At 61.1% G+C, this 21,210-nt stretch carries 16 protein-coding genes; 12 read left to right on the top strand and 4 right to left on the bottom strand.

The window, feature by feature from the left end:
* Nucleotides 1-41: 41 nt before the first annotated feature.
* Genes ABGT79_RS10070 through ABGT79_RS10060 form a run of 3 tightly spaced genes read right to left on the bottom strand, consistent with a single transcriptional unit; the run spans nt 42 to nt 2,520 of the window.
* Nucleotides 42-758: a phosphatase PAP2 family protein gene (locus ABGT79_RS10070; RefSeq protein WP_346666056.1), complete on the bottom strand. Its 717-nt coding sequence runs from the start codon at nt 756-758 to the stop codon at nt 42-44.
* Nucleotides 755-1,831, bottom strand: a complete 1,077-nt coding sequence (locus ABGT79_RS10065) for an ATP-binding protein (protein WP_346666055.1) — start codon at nt 1,829-1,831, stop codon at nt 755-757. Before ABGT79_RS10065 ends, ABGT79_RS10070 begins: the two co-directional genes overlap by 4 nt.
* Nucleotides 1,828-2,520 (bottom strand): response regulator transcription factor, encoded by a 693-nt coding sequence (locus ABGT79_RS10060; protein WP_346666054.1) that lies wholly within the window; start codon nt 2,518-2,520, stop codon nt 1,828-1,830. Before ABGT79_RS10060 ends, ABGT79_RS10065 begins: the two co-directional genes overlap by 4 nt.
* A 411-nt stretch (nt 2,521-2,931) precedes the next feature.
* Between ABGT79_RS10060 and ABGT79_RS10055 the strand changes: the two genes are divergently transcribed.
* From ABGT79_RS10055 to ABGT79_RS10020, 8 genes are all read left to right on the top strand, one after another.
* The gene (locus tag ABGT79_RS10055; protein WP_346666053.1) at nt 2,932-4,827 is read left to right on the top strand and encodes an LTA synthase family protein; all 1,896 of its coding nucleotides are present in this window, start codon (nt 2,932-2,934) and stop codon (nt 4,825-4,827) included.
* Between the two features lie 87 nt (nt 4,828-4,914).
* Nucleotides 4,915-5,328, top strand: a complete 414-nt coding sequence (locus ABGT79_RS10050) for an EamA family transporter (RefSeq protein ID WP_294488804.1) — start codon at nt 4,915-4,917, stop codon at nt 5,326-5,328.
* A gap of 149 nt (nt 5,329-5,477) precedes the next feature.
* Nucleotides 5,478-6,884, top strand: a complete 1,407-nt coding sequence (locus tag ABGT79_RS10045; RefSeq protein WP_294488807.1) for a sodium:alanine symporter family protein — start codon at nt 5,478-5,480, stop codon at nt 6,882-6,884.
* A gap of 170 nt (nt 6,885-7,054) precedes the next feature.
* The gene (locus ABGT79_RS10040) at nt 7,055-7,846 is read left to right on the top strand and encodes a helix-turn-helix domain-containing protein (protein ID WP_346666052.1); all 792 of its coding nucleotides are present in this window, start codon (nt 7,055-7,057) and stop codon (nt 7,844-7,846) included.
* A 1,174-nt stretch (nt 7,847-9,020) separates the two neighbouring features.
* A complete protein-coding gene (locus ABGT79_RS10035) occupies nt 9,021-10,553 on the top strand; it encodes a hypothetical protein (RefSeq protein ID WP_346666051.1) in 1,533 nt (510 codons plus the stop codon).
* An 88-nt stretch (nt 10,554-10,641) separates the two neighbouring features.
* Nucleotides 10,642-11,568 (top strand): FAD-dependent oxidoreductase, encoded by a 927-nt coding sequence (locus ABGT79_RS10030; protein WP_346666050.1) that lies wholly within the window; start codon nt 10,642-10,644, stop codon nt 11,566-11,568.
* A 60-nt stretch (nt 11,569-11,628) separates the two neighbouring features.
* Nucleotides 11,629-11,940 (top strand): co-chaperone YbbN, encoded by a 312-nt coding sequence (locus tag ABGT79_RS10025; RefSeq protein ID WP_294488818.1) that lies wholly within the window; start codon nt 11,629-11,631, stop codon nt 11,938-11,940.
* Between the two features lie 48 nt (nt 11,941-11,988).
* Nucleotides 11,989-13,869, top strand: coding sequence for an aryl-sulfate sulfotransferase (locus ABGT79_RS10020; protein WP_346666049.1), 1,881 nt, complete (start codon nt 11,989-11,991; stop codon nt 13,867-13,869).
* Nucleotides 13,870-14,496: 627 nt separating this feature from the next.
* Here ABGT79_RS10020 and ABGT79_RS10015 read toward each other — a convergent pair.
* Nucleotides 14,497-14,823 (bottom strand): glycine zipper domain-containing protein, encoded by a 327-nt coding sequence (locus tag ABGT79_RS10015; protein ID WP_346666048.1) that lies wholly within the window; start codon nt 14,821-14,823, stop codon nt 14,497-14,499.
* Nucleotides 14,824-15,089: 266 nt separating this feature from the next.
* Between ABGT79_RS10015 and ABGT79_RS10010 the strand changes: the two genes are divergently transcribed.
* The 4 genes from ABGT79_RS10010 to ABGT79_RS09995 all read left to right on the top strand — a co-directional run bounded on the left by ABGT79_RS10010 (nt 15,090) and on the right by ABGT79_RS09995 (nt 21,162).
* The gene (locus ABGT79_RS10010) at nt 15,090-15,299 is read left to right on the top strand and encodes a hypothetical protein (protein ID WP_346666047.1); all 210 of its coding nucleotides are present in this window, start codon (nt 15,090-15,092) and stop codon (nt 15,297-15,299) included.
* Between the two features lie 838 nt (nt 15,300-16,137).
* Nucleotides 16,138-18,252 carry a glutamine synthetase III gene (locus ABGT79_RS10005; protein WP_294488835.1) on the top strand — a complete coding sequence of 705 codons (2,115 nt, stop codon included), beginning with the start codon at nt 16,138-16,140 and terminating at the stop codon, nt 18,250-18,252.
* A gap of 178 nt (nt 18,253-18,430) precedes the next feature.
* Entirely contained in the window at nt 18,431-19,537 is a 1,107-nt protein-coding gene (locus ABGT79_RS10000; protein ID WP_346666046.1) for a glutamate synthase, read from the top strand.
* Entirely contained in the window at nt 19,525-21,162 is a 1,638-nt protein-coding gene (locus tag ABGT79_RS09995) for a glutamate synthase-related protein (protein WP_294488840.1), read from the top strand. Before ABGT79_RS10000 ends, ABGT79_RS09995 begins: the two co-directional genes overlap by 13 nt.
* Nucleotides 21,163-21,210 lie beyond the last annotated feature (48 nt).

Below are 21,210 nucleotides of genomic sequence, written 5' to 3'. Positions count from 1 at the left end.
CGACGGCGCTTCCCTCAGCCTAGCCGACCGCGCCCGCTCTTTCAAGAGCTCCCGCGTCTTCGCCCTGCCGCCCGCCGCGCCAGCGCCGGCAAAAGCGCCCCGTCCACAAAAAGCACCAGCAGAATATTCATCTGCCAGGCCAGCAGCATGCTCACGACGGTGTGGGAGAGAAAATGCTCCCCGCGCAGCATCTGATAAAGCCCCATGGTCCAGCCGACGCCCAATGTCAGCACCAGCGCCGCCGCCCGAGCGCCGCGGCCGGAGCAGCAGAAAAACGCCATCGTGAGGGCAAAGCCCCCGGATGCGTGCCCGCCGGGAAAGCACCTGCCGCCGGCAGGGCCGGAAAACATCGACAACAGACGCCGATACACCGCATGCCCGCCGAACTCCTCAAGCTGTCGTGGACAATACATGCCGGTCACGGCCTTGAGCGCGGACACGAGCAGCGGCGTGGCCGCGCACGAGAGCGCCATCAGCAGACCGACGCGCATCCACGCCCGGCGGCCGCAGACAAAGCCCGCGCAGAAAAGCGCCGTGGAACACACGCCGATCAGCGCCACCGTCCGCTTCATGCCGTCGTAAAACAGCCATCGCCACGCCCGGTGCGTTTCGGCGTCGATGAGCCACGAGCCGTGTGCCGCGTCGTACCAGAGACGCTGAATCGTCATGTCGAGGTCGGTGCGGCTTTCCAAGAGCACCGTTGCCGCAAGAAGCGCGAGACACGCCGCGCTCTGCCACAGCGCCTGTCTGCGTGTCATACCGTTTCCTGCGGCCGCTCAAGCGGCAGTTCCATGGTGACGGTCAGGCCGCCTCCGCTTCTGTTTTCCGCCCATATGCGGCCATGATGCGCGCGCACCGCGCTCTCGGAAATGGAAAGCCCCATGCCCGCGCCCCCGCTCGCCCGCTGACGCGAGGCGTCCACGCGGAAGAACGGACGAAATATCTGATCCAGCGCGCTTTCCGGCACGCCCGGCCCCCTGTCCGCCACGCAAAGACGGCAGACGCCGTGCTCCGCTCTCAGGGAAACGACGATCCGCCCGTCGTCCGGCGTGTAGCGCAGCGCGTTGCGCAGCACGTTTTCCACGGCGTGACGCAGCATCTCGCCGTTGCCGTACAAATGCAGGCTCTCCGGCAGATGCTCCTCCACCTCGCAGCCGCGCACGCTGCCTTCAAAGCGCACGTCGTCCGCCACGTCGCGCACGAGCGCCGCCATGTCCAGCTTCCCGAAGCTCTGCACGCCCGCCTCCATGCGGGAGTATTCCAGAATGCTGCCGATGAGCGCCTCCATGCGTTCCGTCTCCAGACTGAGCCTGTCCAGAAACTCCGAAGGCACGTTCTCGCGCCGCAGAAGCTCCACGGAGACCGAAAGGCGCGTCAGCGGCGAACGCAGCTCGTGCGACACCGCGGCGAGCAGTTCCTTTTCCCGGGCGCTTTCCTGCGCGCGCTGCTCGGCCATGGTGTTGAACGCCCGGGCGAGCAGACCGAGCTCGTCGTTTCTCGACGCCATTTCCGGCCCGATGCGCGCCGACTGATCGCCGGCCGCCAGCCGATGAATCACCGACGTGAAATGCCCGATGACGCGCTTGAGAAAGCTGATGAGCACATAGGCTTCGAGCGCCGCCACGATGAACGTGAACACCACCCAGAGAATCACTTCCTGCGTGGAGGAAAAATCCTGCCCGTCGCTCTGAAGCATGTCGCCGGCCAGATACTCGCCGAACTCGCCGAGCATGGCGAACGAACCTATGAACAGTATGCCGTACACATAAATTTTGCGGAACAGAGGCTGCGAGGTCCAGAAATCGGCAAGTCGGCCGCGACGAATGTTCATGTTCTGTCTTCCTTGTGAATAACGTACATGTAGCCTGCGCCGCGAATGCTGCGTATGCGCTCCGATCCGTCGGGATACGGCCCGAGCTTGCGGCGCACGCGGCTTATCTGCATGTCGAGGCCGCGCTCCATGGGCATGGCGTCGCGCCCGAACACCGAACGGCTCAGCTCGTCGCGCGAAACAACCTTGCCGGGCGAGGCGAGCAGCGCCCGCAGCACGCGGTATTCCTGACCGCTCAGCGACACCTCTTCGTCGCCCTTCCATGCCTTCATGGCGCCGTCGTCGAGGCGCAGATCGCCGCCGCCTTCGCCGGGCTCCGGCCGGGAGCGGCGCAGCACCGCACGGATGCGGGAAAGAAGCTCGCGCGGATTGAAGGGCTTGGGCAGATAATCGTCCGCGCCGAGATCAAGCCCCCGCACCATGTCGCCGGCGTCGCCGCGGGCCGTGAGCATGATGACCGGCAGCTTCACCAGCTTCGGATCCCGGCGCATGGCGCGCAGCACCTCAAAGCCGTTGCGCTCTGGAAGCATGACGTCGAGAATGACCAGATCGGGCCTGGACTCCCGCATGGAAGAGAGGCCCGCCCTGCCGTCGTAGGCGAAGCGGCAGGCAATGTCTTCCGGCTGAAAATAATCTTCGAGCAGATGACAGAGTTCCTTGTCGTCATCAATAATGAGCAGTTGAATCATGATTTCCCCCAACCTGCATGAAACGGCCCTCCGGACGCCGGTCCGGACCGACCGAAAAACGGACGGCCGCGCCTTCCGTTCCTCAGCCTTTTCTGTACCATTCCATGCGGCACAACGGCAACGAGGGAAGCCGTTCTGTTACGCTTCGTTACACTGCCGAAAAAAATAAACGTAAAAATTTTATCACCGTCTGCGGAAAACCATCCTTCTTTCTGTTACACTCCGTTACATTTCCCGAAATTCACGGCTGATTTACAATATATGCGCGCCTCAAGCGCGCGCATTGCGTATAATTTATTGACGCCGACGAAAAACTTTACGCAACGTTACGCTTTGTTACACCGGATCGGATGTACTCGACGCCGTTTGACTTTATAGTCGGACCACTGCTTATCCGAAGGAGAGTCTTCCATGATCCGTTCCAGAAACGCCCGAGGCTGCTTTCTCGGCCTGCTGCTTCTGCTCTGGCTCGCCGTCAACGCCGCGGTCAGAACCGTGCTGCTCGTCATGGCGCACCGCACGCTGCAAAGTTCCTTCGACTGGTCCACGGCGGCGGGCATCTATTTTCGGGGAGCCGTCAACGATCTGTTCCCCTATTTTCTGCTCGCCCTGCCGCTCATGATCGTCCTGCTGCTGAAAAAGCGCCTCTGGGGAGGACGCGCCGGACGCCTCATCGCCTCCGTAGTGTTCTGGCTGTACTCCTGCGCCTTCCTCTTCGGAGCCATGGCCGAAACCCTGTTCTGGGACGAATTTTCCAGCCGCTTCAACTTCATTGCCGTGGACTACCTCGTGTACACCACGGAAGTGGTGAAGAACATTGCGGAATCCTATCCGCTCATTCCGCTGCTCGCCGCCATTGCCGCCTCGGCCGCCATCGTTTCCGCGCTGCTTCTGCTGCCGTTCTGGCGCCGTGTCGCCACGCCCGCGCCGCGCTCGCCCAAACTTTTCCTCGTCTGCTTCGTCATGACCTGCGCCGCGTTCCTCTACTCGCCCCTCGCCCCGCAGGACAGGGTGGAAAAGGAACTCTCCGCGAACGGCGTGTGGTCGCTCTTTTCCGCCTACCGCAACAACGCCCTCGACTACCGCGCCTTCTACCCCGTCATCGACGACGCGCGCGCCTTTGCCGATCTTCGCAAGGAACTTGCGGAAGACGGCACGCGCTTTGTTTCCGACGGCAGCGACTGGCGGCGGGACGTTGCCGCGCAGCGCCCCGAATGGAAGCCCAACGTCGTTCAGATAGTCGTGGAGAGCCTGGGCAGCAACCTGCTCGGCGAAAACACCCCCCACCTCAACGCCATCGCCGAACAGAGTCTGCGGTTCACCCGGCTCATGGCCACGGGAACCCGCACCGTGCGGGGAATCGAGGCGCTCACCCTGTCGCTTCCGCCCACGCCCGGCTCCTCCATCGTGCGCCGCCCGAACTGCGACGAACTCTTTTCCGTGGGCACAGTGTTCCGCGAAAAGGGCTACGACACCGCCTTCGTGTACGGCGGCTTCGGCTACTTCGACAACATGAACGCCTTCTTCTCCGGCAACGGATTCCGCATCGTGGACCGCTCCGACATTCCCCGCGAAGAGATCACCTTCACCAACGCCTGGGGCGTGTGCGACGAAGACCTTTTCCGCGCCGCCCTGCGCGACGCCGACGAAAGCTTCCGGCAGCATCGTCCGTTCTATCAGTTCGTGCTCACCACCTCCAACCATCGCCCCTTCACCTATCCCGACGGCAAGGTGAGCATTCCTTCCGGCTCCGGACGCAAGGGCGCGGTGGCCTACACCGACTACGCCATCGGCGAATTCTTCCGTCAGGCGTCGATGCGGCCGTGGTTCCGCAACACCGTGTTCATCATTTCCGGCGACCACACCTCCAGCGCCGCCGGGCACACCGATCTGCCCCCCGACCGCTATCACATTCCGGCGCTCTTCTACTGCCCCGGCCGCATCGCTCCCGCAGCTATTGACACGCTGTGCAGTCAGGCCGATATACCACCTACGCTGTTCGACATTCTGGGCTGGTCGTACCGCTCGGGATTCTTCGGTCGCAGCGTGCTCCGCACGAAGCCGGAAAACGGCCGGGCCTGGATAAGCACCTATCAGGCGCTCGGCAGACTCACCCCGGATTCCCTGGTCGCCCTGGAACCTCTGCAAAAACCCGCCGCCGACGCCTGGACGTTTTCCGCCGAGCCGGGGGCTCCCATCGAAGGCGACAGGGCCGACGACCTCGTGGCCGCAGCCGTGGCCGACTATCAGACCGCCCATGATCTGTTCACCAGCGGGAGGCTGAAGGAAGAGGCCGTGCTGCGCTGACGCGCCGCGGCATCAATACCCATCTGCGGGCCGGAACTCCGGCCCCTTTTTTATGGTTTCATCATCATGCAAAGGACTTCTCGAAACATGTGGCTCATTCTTGCGCTTCTCTCCGCCGTGTTCGCGGCTCTCACGTCCATTCTGGCCAAGGTGGGCATCGAAGGCGTGGATTCCAATCTCGGCACCGCCATCCGTACGCTGGTGGTGTTCTTCATGGCCATGGGCATGGTCTATCTCACCGGGGCAAAAGTAAGCCTTGCCGAAATCAGCACGAAGACATGGGTGTTTCTCGTGCTCTCCGGCCTCGCCACCGGCGCTTCGTGGCTCTGCTACTTCAAGGCCCTGCAGATAGGCGACGTCTCCAAGGTGGCTCCCATCGACAAGACCAGCATCATTTTCACGATCATCATGGCCGTGATCTTTCTGCACGAACAGCTTACCCTGAAGGTTGCCGTGGGCGGCGCGCTCATTGCCGCAGGCACGCTCGTCATGGCCTTCTAGCCGGTAAAAACGCCGAAACACCGTCCTTGAAAAAGGGCGCGGCTTCGGCGCAGAAGCCCCGGTCGGCAAGGGAAGGTTGACTTTTTTCCGCTCGTCGTAAAGTATCGGAGGGATTATCTTCATCACAAACCTTAAAAAGAGGCCTGCGCATGGAGTTTCTGGAAAACATAGTCGCCTTTGCCAACGATATTCTGTGGTCCTACGTTCTTGTCGTCATGCTCATAGCCCTGGGGCTCTGGTTCTCCCTGCGCACCGGCTTCGTGCAGCTGCGTCTGTTCCGGGAAATGATCCGCCTGCTCAAGGAAGGCACAAGTCATGACGGCGGCCACGCCCACATCAGTTCCTTTCAGGCCTTCTGCATCAGCACGGCCTCGCGCGTGGGCGTGGGCAACATCGCCGGCATCGCCATCGCCATCATGACCGGCGGACCGGGCGCCATCTTCTGGATGTGGGTCATCGCCGTCATCGGCGCGGCCTCCGGCTTTACCGAAAGCACCCTCGCCCAGATCTACAAGGTGCGCGATCCGAAAACATTCGGCTTCCGCGGCGGCCCGGCCTACTATATCCGCAACTGCCTCGGCAGCCGCAAGGCCGCGGCCCTCTTCGCCGTGCTCATTTCCGTGACCTTCGGACTCTGCTTCAACTCCGTGCAGTCCAACACCATCGCCATTTCCCTGAACACCACCTTCGGCGTGGACAGAGCCCTGGTCGGCCTCTTTCTCACCGTGCTCGCGGCCGTCGTCATCTTCGGCGGACTCCAGCGCATCGCCCATCTCAGCAGCTGGCTCGTGCCCATCATGGCCTCCCTCTATCTGCTGCTTGCGCTCGTCATCGTCGTCTTGAACATCACCCACATTCCGGCCATGTTCGCCTCCATCATTTCGCAGGCCTTCTCCCCGGACGCCGCCGTGGGCGGCATAGGCGCGGCCATTCTCACCGGCGCAAAGCGCGGCCTCTTCTCCAACGAAGCCGGCATGGGCTCCGTGCCCAACGCCGCGGCCACGGCCTTTGTCTCCCATCCCGTCAAGCAGGGACTCGTGCAGGCCCTCGGCGTGTTCGTGGACACCCTGCTCGTGTGTACGGCCTCGGCCTGCATCGTGCTGCTCTTCGACGGCTACGCCGACTCGGGCAAAACCGGCATCGAACTCGTGCAGCTCGCCCTTGCCCAGCATCTGGGCGGCTTTGCCGGCGTTCTGCTCTCCGTCATGGTGTTCATGTTCGCCTTCAGCTCCATTGCAGGCAACTACTACTACGGCGAAAGCAACATTCAGTTCTTCAGCACGAAGCCCGTCTATCTGCTGGCGTTCCGCATTCTCGTGGTGGCCATGGTGGCCTTCGGCTCCGTGGCCGAACTGCCCTTCGTGTGGAACCTCGCCGACCTCTTCATGGCCCTCATGGCCATCGTGAACCTTGTGGCCATCGCCCTGCTCGGCCGCAACGCCTTCCTCGCGCTCAAGGACTATCAGGATCAGAAAAAGGCCGGCGTGGCCGACCCCGTGTTCCATCCCGAAAAGCTCATCGACCGCCGCGGCATCGAAGCCTGGAACAACGACTAGCCGCCCCCTTCCTTTTTCCTTTCCGGCAGGCGACCCATCGGGTCGCCTGTTTTTTTCCGTGCCGCCCCTCCCGGGAAACGGATTGACAACGGCCCCGGCCTTGAAATATTTTTTTCGCATCATTCATTGTCCAAAGACCCATGCGCCGCACGCGCAGAGGGCACGGTGCCATGAAGAGCGACTCCCTGACGAATCTCACCCGAGCGGCGTCCAGCCCCTTCGGCTCATCCTTCGACGCCAAAGACACGACAGGTCTTCCCGATCTGGAAACCTGCCGGAGACATCTGCTCAGATTCAGTCGGGAAATCGCCGTTTCCCGAGGCGCAAAGCTCCCGGTGAACAAGGTGTACTTTCTGCTTGAGGGCACGGTCACGCTCACCGCTCTTTCGGCCACGGGCGGACATCATTCCCTCATCTACTTCCGCCCCGGCGATCTGCTCAGCTTCATTCCCTCCGTCAATCACGCCTACGGCATTCCCCACGACGCCTTCGACTTCCTTCTCTACAACGAATCGCTCGCCATGTGCGCCAAGACGTCCTGCCGCCTCGTCTGCACCGAAAACCACGATTTCATGCTGCACATGCACGAAGAGCCCCTGCACACCCTGCTCATCCGCGGTCTTGCCGGCAATCTCATGAAGATCATCGTGCAATCGGTGAACAACTGCACCCTGCCCGCCATCGTGCGGGTCTGCCGCATGCTCTCCGTGTCCATGGAAAAGGATCCGCCCCACGCCCTGCCCCGCTACCTCACCCACACGGAAATTGCCGGACACCTCTCCATGCATGTGATGACCGTGACGAAAATCTTCCACTCCCTGCGCAAGGCGGGCATTCTCGGCAAGGAACACGGCACGACGTTCGTGAAGAATCCGCAGGAGCTCGTCAAGCTCTCCTCGCAGGTCAGCCAGCTTTCCTACCGCACCGAGGCCTTGCCGGAACAGGACGTCGCGCACCGCTGAGCGCCCGGGGCGCTTCCTGCCTTTGCGCCGGGCCGCCGCGTGCAATCCGCGCCCGCTGAACGTTCCGCACGCCCGGGGACTTTTCCTTGAAGGCAATCGTGCCGTTGGTTCTGTCGTGGAACTTCCGCACGCCGGGGCTCTTGTCGCCCTTGCGGCCAGACTGCCCACGCATGTCGCCCGCGCTCCTTTGCGCCCAGGCCATGCCGGGATCGCCGCGCCTGGAACGCGATCGTTGACACGCTCCGGGACGACGGCGCGCGTCCCGGCTTCCGCACATTCCCCTCCAAAAAAAGCCGCGACGCCTCTTCTGAGGCAGGCCGCCACTCAGAGCCTCCGCGCGGCCGAAGGATCCGTCCCCTTCCCGCGCCGACCTTCATCCCCGCACGCCACGGCAAGCGCCGAATTCCCTCTCGTTCGCCCGCCGCCCGTTCCCTGCGCCATTCCATCTTCGCGCCTCCCGGGCCCATTTTCTCGCTTTGCATTCGGCGCGGCACTTCCCCGCTCTTCGCTCCTGCAACTCGTTCCCGGCCTTTGCGTTCTCCGCATCGCGTTTTTCCCTCTCTTCTTCGCTCTTTCCTTCACGCGTCCGGCAAAACAGAACGCATCACATCTCTCAGACTCCGCGTCCGGTGATCACCGCCGCCCGAAGTCCTCCGTCTTCCGGCATCTCCGCCCGACCTCTCCCTTCAAAAATCACTGCTTTTTCGCGCAGCTCCGTCCCTTTTTGAGTACAATTGAATTTTAATTCACAAGATGTTTTTCCCCGTCACTGCACTCACTTCCCGCGCCCCCGTCGAACGCTTCCAAACTGCATATTTCCTCCGGATTTTCTCGAAAACGAGGCCGGAATTTCGCCGTCTTTCCGACGAAAAAATCGTGTTTCCGCGCCTTTTTCCTTTTTGCAATAACCAGTTTAATACGTTGAAATTACATGACTAATTATGAAATATTCCGTTTTTTAACGCCCTGTCTTCCCCACGGACGCGCGCCGACATTGAGAAGAAAAAGAAAAAATATTCAAAAGCTAGTTTAGACTAGTTTATTTTATCCGCCATGCCCCTATGTTAAGCAACATCCGCAGAAGTAGCGGTGCGGGAATCTCCCTGTTTTCTCGAACACCGTGTTTTTCCTCACGAAAGGGCCACTCTTTCCTTCTCCGTCTTTGGAGGTAAGCATGTCGTCAAAGAAACTTCCTCTTTCCACCATCATCAACACCGTCATCGGCATCGGCATCATGTTCCTCGGCTACGTGCTGCCCTACCCTTCCATGACCGTTCCCGTCAACGACGCCCTCGTTGCGGCAGGATTCCCCGTGGTGGACGGCAACGCCGTCATCACCATCACCCGCATGGGCATGGTGAACGCCATGATCTTCCTCGGCGTCGTCTATCTCTGGACCTTCGTCGATACGCTCTGGCCCTGCTTCCTCGGTGTGCTCATGCTCGCCTTCAGCGGATTCACCCCCGCTCCCAAGGTGCTCAATTCCTTCCTCGGCAATCCCATGGTGGTCATGATCTTCTTCACCCTCTGCTTTGCCACCGCCCTCATCAAGAGCAACGTTTCCGCCTGGCTCGCCCAGTGGATTCTCCGCCGCGACTTCATCATAGGCCGCCCCTGGACCTTCACCGGCGTCATCCTGCTCGCCACCTACTTCCTGGCCTTCTTTGAACAGACTTCCATCTGCTTCCTCATCTGGCCCGTCATGTACACCATCTTCAATCAGGTGGGCTTCAAGCGCGGCGACAAGTACGTCGCCATCATGCTGGTGTACATCATCATCATGTCGCTGCTCTCCTTCGCCTCCGATCCCTTCAAGACCGGCGCATTCCTGCTGCTCGGCAACATCTGGAGCATGGCCGCCAACAATCCCGGCATGAACGTTCCGGATCTGCCCGCCGCCTCCTACTTCTGCTTCGCCCTCGTCGTTTCCCTCATCTCCATCGCCGGACTCCTCTTCGCCATGCGCTTCATCTTCCGCGTGGACGTCTCTCCCCTGCTCAAGCTTGATCCCGAAGTGCTGCGCAAGGAACCCCTGCCGCCCATGACCGGCTATCAGATAGGCGTGCTCGTCGCCTTCGCCCTCTTCGCCTTCTGGATTCTGCTGCCCGGCATCATCGGCAAGGACAACGTCGTCGGCGCCTTCCTCGCCAGAAATTCCCTGCTCGCCCCCATCGTCGCTCTGTTCATCGTGGGCTTCGTCCACCTGCGCGGCAAGCCCATCGCCGACGTGAGCGACACCGCCACCGTCTATCCCTGGCGCATATTCCTGCTCATCGCCGTGGCCATGCTCCTCGGCGACGCCATGACCGGCAAGGGCACCAACGTGACCATCTTCATGGAATACGTCCTGCGCGGCGCCCTCTCCGGTTTCGGCTACGTGGCCCTGTGCATCGCCGTCATTCTGCTCGGCATCACCTGCACCAACTTCTGCAACTCCGTGGTGCTCGGCCTCGTGCTCACCCCCGTGCTGCTCGCCATGTGCAACGCCTTCGGCATGAACGCCGGTCCCCTCATGGCCTGCTTCATCTACGCCGTGCTCATCGCCGCCTGCACCCCCGCAGCCTCGCCGTTCGCCGCCATGCTCTTCGGCAATACGCAGTGGCTCTCCCCGAAGGAAATCGTCACCTACAGCGTGACCGCCTCCCTGCTCATCGCCGGCGTCATCATCGTGGTGGGCATCCCGCTCGCCATGCTCATCTTCGGATAACCCGCCTTCCGCCGAATTCTTCCGGCTCAACAAGAACGCTTCCCGCCTCCCCCCCAGGGATCGCGACCGCAACAAAGGAGTTCTTCGCATGAACAAGTACGACGTCATCATCGTGGGCGGCGGCCCCGCCGGTCTTACGGCTTCCATCTACGCCGTGCGCGCCAACATGAAAACCCTGGTGCTCGACAAGCTCGCCCCCGGCGGACAGATCATCAACACCAACGAAATCGCCAACTACACCGGCTTCGGCACCATCAACGGCGCGGAGCTCGCCATCAAGATGTTTGAACACTCCCAGGAAGTCGGCGCGGAATTCGACTACAAGACCGTGACCGCCATCGTGGACGAGGGCGACGTGAAAAAGGTGGTCTGCCTCGAAGACGACACCGTGTATGAAGCCTCCGCGGTCATCATCGCAACCGGCACGAGGCCCCGCCGCCTGCACATTCCCGGCGAAGACAAGCACACCGGCGCCGGCATCAGCTGGTGCGCCATCTGCGACGGCGCCCAGTACCGCGGCAAGGACGTCGTGGTCATCGGCGGCGGCAACTCCGCCGTGGAAGAATCCATCTACCTCGCCGGCATCGTGAACAAGCTCACCATCGTGACCATGTTCGACCTCACCGCCGATCCCATGGCCTGCGACAAGCTGCGCGCCATGCCCAACGTGACCATCTATCCCTATCAGGACGTGCTCGAATTCCTGGGCGACGACAAGCTCGAAGGCGTGCACTTCAAGTCCACGAAGGAAGACGCCACCGAACGCACCGTTTCCTGCGACGGCGTGTTTGAATACATCGGCCTCGAACCCACGGCCTCCTTCTGCGCCGACCTCGGCATTCTCGACAGAACCGGCTGCATCGTGACCGACGCCTCCATGGCCACCTCCCGCCCCGGCATCTTCGCCGCCGGCGACATCATCGTGAAGGGCCTGCGCCAGGTGGCCACCGCCTGCGGCGACGGCGCCATAGCCGCCAACTCCGCCTCCAAATACGTTGAAAAGCTGAGAGGCTAGTCCTCTTTTTACGCCCGGAACGCCGTTCCGCAACACTCATTTTTCCAAGGAGACTCCCCCATGATCAAAGAAATCGACACCGCCGCCTACGACAGCATGGACAAGTCCGGCGTCATGCTGGTGGAATTTTATTCCAAAACCTGCGGCCCCTGCAAAATGCTTTCCTTCGTGCTCAAGGACATCGACAAGAACGATCCCGACTTCCGCATCTTCACCGTGGACTTCGACGCCAATCAGGACCTCAAGGAACGCTGCGGCGTGAAGGGCTTCCCCACCATGCTCTTCATGAAGGACGGCGCGGAAGTCTCCCGCCTCGAAGGCCTGAAGCAGAAGCCCGCCATCATTCAGGAAATAGCCAAGCTCAAAGCCTAACCCCCACACCCATATATCCACACGTAGAACGCTGAAAGGAGTCCAGCCATGAGCAGCAAAGTGACGCACACCTACAACGATCACCTCATCACTCGCCAGAATCGCGCCGAGAAGGAATTCCTTGCCGCTTTTGAAGCGGAAAAGCCCACGCTCGAAAACGCCCATGTTCTGGTCAACCCCTACTTCATCAATCCGCTCTGCGCGCTGATCCTCTTCAAGAGCGAAAAGCCCGCCTCCGCCACCATGACCATTCACGGCAAGCGCAACGACCGTGAAAACATCGTTCACACCTTCCCCGAAGGCACCGATCACTTCATTCCGGTCATCGGCCTCTACGAAGGCGTGGCCACCCGCGTGACCGTGGAACTCTCCACCGGCGAAAAGAACACCTTCTCCATCCAGTCCCAGCCTCTGCCCGAAGACGTGTGCCGTTGCCGCAACATCAACACGTCCATGGACTACTTCGGCAACAACTTCATGTTCCTCACCCCGGCCGGCAAGAACCTCCCCACCGCCTACGACTACATGGGCGACATCCGCTGGCTGCTCACCGAAAACACCATGTTCGACATCAAGCGCGTGAAGAACGGCAACATCATGACCGGCTCTCACCGCTTCTGCCACATGCCCTACTGCCCCACCGGCCTCATCGAACTGAACCTGCTCGGCAAAATCTACAAGGAATTCCGCATGCCGGGCAACTATCACCACGATCACTTTGAAATGCCCGACGGCAACATCCTCGCCCTCACCCAGGACTTCACCACCGACACCGTCGAAGACATGATCGCCCTGCTCGACCGCGAAACCGGCGAAGTGCTCCGCACCTGGGACTACAAGACCTTCCTGCCCCAGAACGTGGCCGGTTCCGGCTCCCAGGACGCCCACGACTGGTTCCACAACAACGCCCTGTGGTACAACGACAAGAACAAGACCATCACCATTTCCGGCCGCCATCAGGACGCCATCGTCAACTTCGACTACGAAACCAGCAAGCTCAACTGGATCATCGGCGACCCCGAAACCTGGCCCGAAGACATGCAGAAGTACTTCTTCAAGCCCGTGGGCGACGTGAAAAACTTCGACTGGCAGTATGAACAGCACGCCTGCGTGGTCTGCCCCGACGGCGACATCATGTGCTTCGACAACGGTCAGTACCGCTCCAAGGTGAAGGAACGCTACATCCGCAACCGCGACAACTTCTCCCGCGGCGTGCGCTACCGCATCGACACCGACAAGATGGAAATCGAACAGGTGTGGCAGTACGGCAAGGAACTCGGCCAGACCTTCTTCTCCCCCTACATCTGCAACGTGGAATACTACGACGAAGGCCACTACCTCATCCATTCCGGCGGCATCGGCTGGAAGGACGGCTACGCCTCCGACAAGCTCGGCGCCTTCATCAATCCCAAGAAGGAACCCGGCACCGACATCTGCGCCAAGACCGTGGAACAGAAGGACGGCGTGGTTATGTACTCCATGGAAGTGGACGGCAACTTCTACCGCGCTGAAAAGCTCTTCCCCTACCACGACGGCGACAACGCCGCCTTCGGCGAGGGCAAGCTCCTCGGCCACCTCGACGTGACCCCCACCTTCGACACCATCCCCGACGTGCCCGAATCCAATGAAGTCATCGACTCCTGGCATCAGGTCAACATCGAGGAAGATGAAGACCGCATCGTCTTCCACGGCCGCTTCGCCCGCGGCTCTCTGGTCATGGTGCTGCTCGAAGGCGAAAAGGAAACCCGCGGCTACTTCATCAACACCGCCGCTTCCTACCACCTCGCCATGTGCTCCGGCGCCTACCTCGAAGACGACGACCGCGTCATCAAGCAGAACATCAGCAAGGAAGGCCTCTCCGGCAAGTACGACATCAAGATTCTCGTCGAAGACACCAAGTACCAGACCGGCGTCTCCCTCTTCTGCTAACCCCCTGTAAACAAAGCTGCCGCACACGCGGCAGCCCCGCTGCGCCGAGCCCTCACTTTCCCCCTCGGCGCAGCTTTTTTTAAAGGAAGAGAGGGGGAGAGATGAGCGGGGGGAAGGAGAAAACCCTTTTGAAAAAGGGCTTTTCTCCTTCCCCCCGCGCCCCCCCTCCTCTTTCCGAAAACTTTTATCAGGGGGGGCGAAGAACTGATTGGAGCAATAGTTGCCGTCGGCAGGGTCCGCGGCAATGCGCCGGAAGCGAAGGCTTGCCGGGCTTACGAATGGTTCCGCCGCAGGTGAGATGCTGGAAAAGAGGAAGGAAGAGGGAGAGTTTGACCGAGGAATGAAGCCCCTTTTGAAAAAGGGCTTTTCTCCTTCCCCCCGCGCCCCCATCCTCTTTCCGAAAACTTTTATCAGGGGGGGCTGGCGAATAACAGACTGAAGCAATAGTTGCTGTCGGCAGAGTCCGCGGCAATGCGCCGGAAGCGAAGGCTTGCCGGGAATCCGAATGGTTTCTTTTTTTGGGGGAGCACATCCATAAAAAAGAGGCTCCGGGGAAAAACGGAACCTCTCTGAACATCCTGACAGGGGATCTCTGACGCCGGGCGGGTCGTCCGCGCAAGGTCGCAGCTACAAGGCAAAGAGCTTTCCGCATTTGCGGCAGCGGTACAGATGTCGATTGTATTTGTTGTCCATGGCATGTCCGGCCCTGTTGCCGAGCGCCGCGCCCGAAACGCCCCCGGTCACGGCTCCCACAAGTCCCCCGGCAAGCGCGCCGATGGCCGATCCTATCACCGGGAACACGGAACCTATGGCGGCCCCGGCCGCCGCTCCGGCGCTGATGCCCGACACGCCGGCCGCAGCGCCGCCTACGCCGCCCGCCGTGGTGCCGAGCACCCGGTAACGGTTATCCTTGCACACATCGGAACTCTTGCAGCGCGGACAGCGAACAGTCATGGCGACACCTCGAATTCATGGTCTGGCTGCATGGTACGAGAAAAAAAAACGTTCAGCAAGGATTCCTTCTCCCCCCCGCATATTATCAAAGAATGCGCCGCGTTGCCGCATCCATCGTGCTCCGTCGCCAGATGCCAAAACGCTCCCCGCACAGACCGCACAGGCAGAAAGCGCAGAGGGAAAACAGGAGCGTCTCGCCCGGCATCCGCCCTGCCGGGGCTCATTGCCATGAGGCGGTCCAAAAGGCGCGGCTCTTCTCCTACGTCATGTCCGAGCTGAGCGGCAACGGCTTCGCCTCCCGCCTGCAACGTCGTCGAACGGCAACATTAAAAGATGAAGGAGCGAATGCCTTTCCTGACGCGCCGGGAAAAAGTTTCCTCCAGCCGAACATCAAAAAGGGAGACGGCCTGTTCCTCGCCTTCTTCTCAGCTCCGGCTATGGGGCTATGCGGTCCGACTCGTCCCCTCCTGCCATAAAAGTTTCGGCTTCACTATGCCCTTGCTCCGGTCTGATTCCCCCTTGCGCCGGGTTCTCGACGTCGCGACGTCCCTGTCCGGCATCTCTCCCCTGTCCCGTCAGGATGCCCGCTTCGCCCTGACGCACCGCTCCGGCCCCTCCTGTTTCCGTCACCGGAGGCCCGCCCTGCCGAACATCCTCAAACTGTGCAGGCCGCGGCCTGCCCCTTTCTTGCCCCTTTCCGTCGATCACGGCCCGGCATCACCCATGTCCTTCCCTCAGCGGCGGGCCGCCTCTCTTCCGTCTTCCCCTCGGCTCGGCCGACACGTCGCGCCGTCCTTTTTCTGTTCCGCCCCCAGAGAAGGAAACATTTCTGTCGTCTCCGGCCGAAGGTGTTGCCATTCGCCTTTATTATCAATAAGTTAGTAGTAAATCCGACAAAAAGTTCCCTCTTTTTCCTCAAGAATTCAAAATCCCCGCAACGACAAAAGAGGAAACATTTTCTACTTTAATGTAGAAAAATACCCTTCTCTCCCCCGTGTTCCGCGACGGCATCAGAATGGTCTGCCTTAAATCCACTAAAATGTAGATTTTTTCATTTTTTGTGCTAACTTTCGGAAATCTCATGCTTTTAATGGAACATTCCTGAAAAGTGTTACATTTTTGTCCAATTTTAACCGGGGTAATTTTCTACTTTTTAGTCGAAAATGATATTTCGCTCGCAACTTCACATTGGAATGAAAAAATTTAATTCTTTTATTTTCAGTATGTTAAATAAAAATAATCAACCTTGGCACGCTTCTTGCTTTAACAGTAGCAGAAAAAGCAATGAAGCCTTTCCACAAGGAGTTAACAAACATGTCAAGTTCCACCCCGCAAAGGCATGACGACGAATATTTCGGCTGTGACGTGTTCACTCTCGACACCATGTGCCGGCATCTGCCCCACGACGTGTATGTGAACCTCGAACAGACCATCCTCAACGGCACCCGCCTCGATCCCGCCATCGCCGGCACCGTGGCCAACGCCATGAAGGACTGGGCCGTTTCCCGCGGCGCCACTCATTACACTCACTGGTTCCATCCCCTCACCGGGCTCACCGCGGAAAAGCACGACGCCTTCCTCCAGCCCGTTGACGGCAAGATGATCAGCTCCTTCTCGGGAAAAACCCTGCTCTCCGGCGAGCCCGACGCTTCCAGCTTCCCTTCCGGCGGCCTGCGTTCCACCTTCGAGGCCCGCGGCTACACCGCCTGGGACCCCACCTCTCCGGTCTTCCTCATCGGTCACACGCTGCACATTCCCACCATGTTCTATTCCTACACGGGCGAAGCGCTTGACCGCAAGGTTCCGCTGCTGCGTTCCGCTTCCGCCGTGTCCCGTCAGGCGCTGCGCATTCTGCGTCTGTTCGGCAACACCCGCGCCACCCATGTCGACGCTCAGGTCGGCCCGGAACAGGAATACTTCCTCGTGGACAAGGCCCTTGCCGCCAAGCGTCCCGACCTCATCATGACCGGCCGCACCCTGTACGGCGCCACCACCCCCAAGGGTCAGGAAATGGAAGACCACTATTTCGGCGCCATTCCCTCCCGCGTCATGGCCTTCATGGAAGACCTTGAACACACGCTGTACCGTCTCGGCATTCCCGCCCAGACCCGTCACAACGAAGTGGCTCCCGCCCAGTTCGAGCTTGCGCCTCTCTATGAAAAGGTGAACATCGCCACCGACCACAACATGCTGGTCATGAACCTCATGCGCCACATCGCGCCCCGCCACGGCTTCATGTGCCTGCTGCACGAAAAGCCCTTTGAAGGCGTGAACGGTTCCGGCAAGCACAACAACTGGTCGCTTTCCGACTCCGAAGGCAACAACCTGCTCAAGCCCGGCGACACTCCGCAGGACAACGCGCAGTTCCTGGTCTTCCTCGCCGCCGTGCTGCGCGCCGTGCACAAGCACTCCGCCGTGCTGCGTCTCGGCACCATCGGCGCGGGCAACGATCACAGACTCGGCGCCAACGAAGCGCCGCCGGCCATCATCTCCGTGTACCTCGGCGATCAGCTGGCCGAAGTGGTCCGTTCCTTCACCGGCGACGGCTCCTGCACCAAGAAGGCCAAGCCTACGCTGAACATCGGCGTGGACGTGCTGCCTCCCATGCCCTGCGACTACTCCGACCGCAACAGAACCAGCCCCTTCGCCTTCACGGGCAACAAGTTTGAATTCCGCGCCGTGGGCTCCTCGCAGTCCATCGCTCCGGCCAACATCGCCATCAACGCGGCCGTGGCCTGCGCCCTTGAAGACATCGCCGACCGCCTCGAAGCCGACGTCGCTTCCGGCAAGGATCTGAACAGCGCCGTGCAGAGCCTGCTCACCGACCTGTTCACCGAACACGCCCCCATCGTGTTCAACGGCAACGGCTACACCGAAGAATGGCCCGTGGAAGCCGCAAAGCGCGGTCTGCCCAACTACGCCAACACCGTGGAAGCCCTCGAACACTACAGCGATCCCGACGTGCTCTCCACCTTCTCCAGCCAGGGCATTCTCACCGAACGCGAATGCCTCTCCCGCCAGGAGATTCTGTTCGAGAACTACGCCAAGACCATCGGCATCGAAGCCGCCACGGCCAGCCGCATGGGCCGCACGCTCATCGTTCCCGCGGCCATGAAGGCGCAGAGCGCCGCCGCCGAAATGCTGAACCGCACCCGCACCGCCATGGGCAAGGCTCCCGCCGCGGAAACCGAATATCTCGACATGCTCGCCTCCTCCACCGAGAGCCTCATGCTCGCCCTGCGCAAGCTTGACGAAAAACGCATGGTGCTCGCCGACACCGCCGAGGCGGAAAAGGCTGCGGTCATCGCCCGCGACGAGGTGCTCCCCGCCATGAACGAATGCCGCGCCTATGCCGACAAGCTGGAATCCATCATGGCCGGTTCCGACTGGCCCATGCCCAGCTACGCCGAACTTATGTGGACCCATTGATAGGAAAGCCGCGGAAGCGGACAGGCTTCCGCGCCTTCTCCGTCTCTCTCAAAAAGAGCCATTCCGCAGGGGCAGGCCACAGCATGGTCTGCCCCTCTCAAGCGGATGGCGCAGTACAAATACGCATCGCAGGCCGTTATCGTTCCGGCAGACGGCCAGGGATATTGAGGACAACAACATGTGCAGAATAGGGTCGATAAAGAGCTTAACGCCCATCGGGCCGCGCAAAGCGCTCGAACTCATGCTTCCCCAGCAGGAAGGGTATGACAACTCCGGCTTCGCCATGGTCATGCAGGACCTGGCCGGGCCCTTCGCCGAATGGAAAGACAGGCCTCTGCTCTCTGCGGCCTGCTCCCGGGAAGGCATGCGCGCCGTGGACGACTACATGGCCGAGCATCATTTCTCCCTGCTTTTCAGCTGGACTCCCAAGTACGACGCGCGTCCCGGGCTGGACATCCGCCCCATGGAACGCTACCTCTTCCGCGTGTACGACTATCCGCCGCACTACCGCTACAGCAGCGACGAGGAAAAGTCCGCCCTTCTGCTCGACACCCGCCTCGCCCTGCGCGCCATGCTGGAAAAGGACAATGAAGGCTTCGTCTATTCCTTCTGGCCCGACACCCTCACCCTCAAGGAAATAGGCGATCCGCGCGACATCGCCACCTATTTCCGCCTCTGGGACGATTCCTGCCCGCTGCTCGCGAGGAACATCGTCACCCAGTGCCGCCAGAACACCAACTACGACATCGTGCGCTACGCGGCCCATCCGTTCTTCCTTCAGGGCTACACCCTCTGCGCCAACGGCGAAAACACCTTCTACACCAAGAACAGGGAATTTCAGAAGTCGCTGCACCGCGGCTACACCGGCTTTGAATCCGACTCGCAGTGCCTGCTCTACAGCCTTCACTACGTGCTGCACGAGCTCAAGTGGCCCATCGAGTACTACAAGCACGTCATCACGCCCCTGCCCTTCGCCGAAATCGACAAGCGCGAAGACGCGGAAGTGCTGCGCATCATCCGCGAGACGCTCGCCCATCTTGAAATCAACGGGCCGAACGCCATCATCGCCATGCTTCCCGACGGCCGCATGATGACCTGCTGCGACTCCAAGAAACTGCGTCCCGTGGTGGTCGGCCGCACCAAGGACATGCTCGCCATCTCCTCCGAAGTGTGCGGTCTCAACGCCGTCATGCCCGACCGCGACGTTTCCACAGACATTTATCCCGGCGAGAGGGAAACCATCGTCGTCGACAACGACCTGAGGGTGCGCATATGCAAACAGTAAAGGCTCTCGACAACTGCACGGACGATCTGCGCTGGATCATCCGCTACGATCCCACCCGCTGCACCATGTGCGGCAGCTGCGTGGCCCAGTGCATGCAGAACGCCATCGAAGTCCGCATGATGCGTCAGGACCTCACGGTTTCGGAAAAGCCCTGGCCCGATCCGGAAAAGAAGCATCTTGCACGGCCCGTCATCCGCCAGAAGACCGACCTTGCCCATCTGTGCGTGGGCTGCGGCTTCTGCGCCAAGGTCTGCCCCAACGACGCCATTCATCCCGAACGCAACCCCGATCAGCGCATTCCGGTGATCGCCCGCGTGAACGGCCCCATCCGCCGCGGCGGACGCACCAACCTGAACACGCAGCGCACCCTCGACGCCATCGTGGTGGGCCGCATCAGCCAGATGACCGACCCCGCCCTCGACTCCGAACGTCACACCTTCGACATGCGCGCTCCGCTGGGCCGCGTGCTGCCCTCCCGCGACCTCGCCACAGAACTTCAGGTGCGCGACGGCAAGCTCGTGAAGACCGGTCACACCCCGCCCGTGAACTGGATCTATCCGCTCATCTTCAGCGACATGTCCATCGGCGCGCTCTCCACCCGCGCCTGGGAAGCCATCGCCATGGCCGCCGCCTACCTCAACGAGGAATGCGGACTGCCCGTGCGCATGAGCTCCGGCGAAGGCGGCATGCCCGTCAAGCTCATGGAGTCCGACAAGCTCAAGTATTTCATCATTCAGATCGCGTCCGGCCACTTCGGCTGGGACCGCATCGTCAAGGCGCTGCCCCGCATGAAGGTGGATCCCGCAGGCGTGCTCATCAAGATCGGTCAGGGCGCCAAGCCCGGCGACGGCGGCCTGCTTCCCGCCTCCAAGGTGGCTCCGCACATTCAGGCCATCCGCGGCGTGCCCAAGTCCACCCTGCATTCGCCGCCGAACCATCAGGGCCTCTACTCCATCGAGGAATCGGTGCAGAAGATGCACCTTTCGCTCAACGCGGCCTTCGGCTTCCGCGTGCCCGTGGCCATCAAGTGCGCGGCCTCGGCCACCTCGGTTTCCGTGTACAACAACCTTCTGCGCGACCCCTACCGCATCTGCGGCGGCTTCTTCATCGACGGCATTCAGGGCGGCACCGGCGCGGCCAACGAGGTTTCCCTCGATCACACCGGCCATCCCGTGGTGTCCAAGCTGCGCGACTGCTACCTCGCCGCCGTGCGTCAGGGTCTGCAGGGTCAGATTCCGCTCTGGGCCGGCGGCGGCGTGGGCCTCACCGGCAACGCGGCTGCCGACGCCTTCAAGATGATCTGCCTCGGCGCCAACGGCGTGTTCATCGGCAAGCTCCTCATCCAGCTGCTCGGATGCGTGGGCAACGAGAACGGCCGCTGCAACAACTGTTCCACGGGTCTGTGCCCCAACGGCATCTGTTCGCAGGATCCGCGCCTCGTGGCGCGTCTCGACGTGGACAGAGGGGCACAGGCCATTGTGGACTACGTGCTCGCCTTCGACAGCGAAATGCGCAAGCTCATGGCCCCCATCGGCAACAGTTCTCTGCCCGTGGGCCGCTCCGACGCTCTGGTCGCCACCGACCACGCCGTGGCGGAAAAGCTCGGCATAGCCTACGCATGCTGACGCTCTCGGCCGCAGACGCCATTTCCCCGGCATTTCACCCCGGAACCT

Source organism: uncultured Mailhella sp. (genome assembly GCF_963931295.1).
Classification (GTDB): domain Bacteria; phylum Desulfobacterota; class Desulfovibrionia; order Desulfovibrionales; family Desulfovibrionaceae; genus Mailhella.
Note: the sequence above shows the minus strand (reverse complement) of the source record. Positions and strands in the feature narration are given on the sequence as shown.

What these genes read in the sequence shown, in the direction of transcription:
- ABGT79_RS10050 (WP_294488804.1), top strand. Translation starts at nt 4,915, where the DNA reads ATGTGGCTCATTCTTGCGCTTCTCTCCGCCGTGTTCGCGGCTCTCACG.
- ABGT79_RS10020 (WP_346666049.1), top strand. Translation starts at nt 11,989, where the DNA reads ATGAGCAGCAAAGTGACGCACACCTACAACGATCACCTCATCACTCGC.
- ABGT79_RS10030 (WP_346666050.1), top strand. Translation starts at nt 10,642, where the DNA reads ATGAACAAGTACGACGTCATCATCGTGGGCGGCGGCCCCGCCGGTCTT.
- ABGT79_RS10015 (WP_346666048.1), bottom strand. Translation starts at nt 14,823, where the DNA reads ATGACTGTTCGCTGTCCGCGCTGCAAGAGTTCCGATGTGTGCAAGGAT.
- ABGT79_RS10045 (WP_294488807.1), top strand. Translation starts at nt 5,478, where the DNA reads ATGGAGTTTCTGGAAAACATAGTCGCCTTTGCCAACGATATTCTGTGG.
- ABGT79_RS10000 (WP_346666046.1), top strand. Translation starts at nt 18,431, where the DNA reads ATGTGCAGAATAGGGTCGATAAAGAGCTTAACGCCCATCGGGCCGCGC.
- ABGT79_RS10040 (WP_346666052.1), top strand. Translation starts at nt 7,055, where the DNA reads ATGAAGAGCGACTCCCTGACGAATCTCACCCGAGCGGCGTCCAGCCCC.
- ABGT79_RS10065 (WP_346666055.1), bottom strand. Translation starts at nt 1,831, where the DNA reads ATGAACATTCGTCGCGGCCGACTTGCCGATTTCTGGACCTCGCAGCCT.
- ABGT79_RS10070 (WP_346666056.1), bottom strand. Translation starts at nt 758, where the DNA reads ATGACACGCAGACAGGCGCTGTGGCAGAGCGCGGCGTGTCTCGCGCTT.
- ABGT79_RS10060 (WP_346666054.1), bottom strand. Translation starts at nt 2,520, where the DNA reads ATGATTCAACTGCTCATTATTGATGACGACAAGGAACTCTGTCATCTG.
- ABGT79_RS09995 (WP_294488840.1), top strand. Translation starts at nt 19,525, where the DNA reads ATGCAAACAGTAAAGGCTCTCGACAACTGCACGGACGATCTGCGCTGG.
- ABGT79_RS10035 (WP_346666051.1), top strand. Translation starts at nt 9,021, where the DNA reads ATGTCGTCAAAGAAACTTCCTCTTTCCACCATCATCAACACCGTCATC.
- ABGT79_RS10005 (WP_294488835.1), top strand. Translation starts at nt 16,138, where the DNA reads ATGTCAAGTTCCACCCCGCAAAGGCATGACGACGAATATTTCGGCTGT.
- ABGT79_RS10055 (WP_346666053.1), top strand. Translation starts at nt 2,932, where the DNA reads ATGATCCGTTCCAGAAACGCCCGAGGCTGCTTTCTCGGCCTGCTGCTT.
- ABGT79_RS10025 (WP_294488818.1), top strand. Translation starts at nt 11,629, where the DNA reads ATGATCAAAGAAATCGACACCGCCGCCTACGACAGCATGGACAAGTCC.
- ABGT79_RS10010 (WP_346666047.1), top strand. Translation starts at nt 15,090, where the DNA reads ATGTCCGAGCTGAGCGGCAACGGCTTCGCCTCCCGCCTGCAACGTCGT.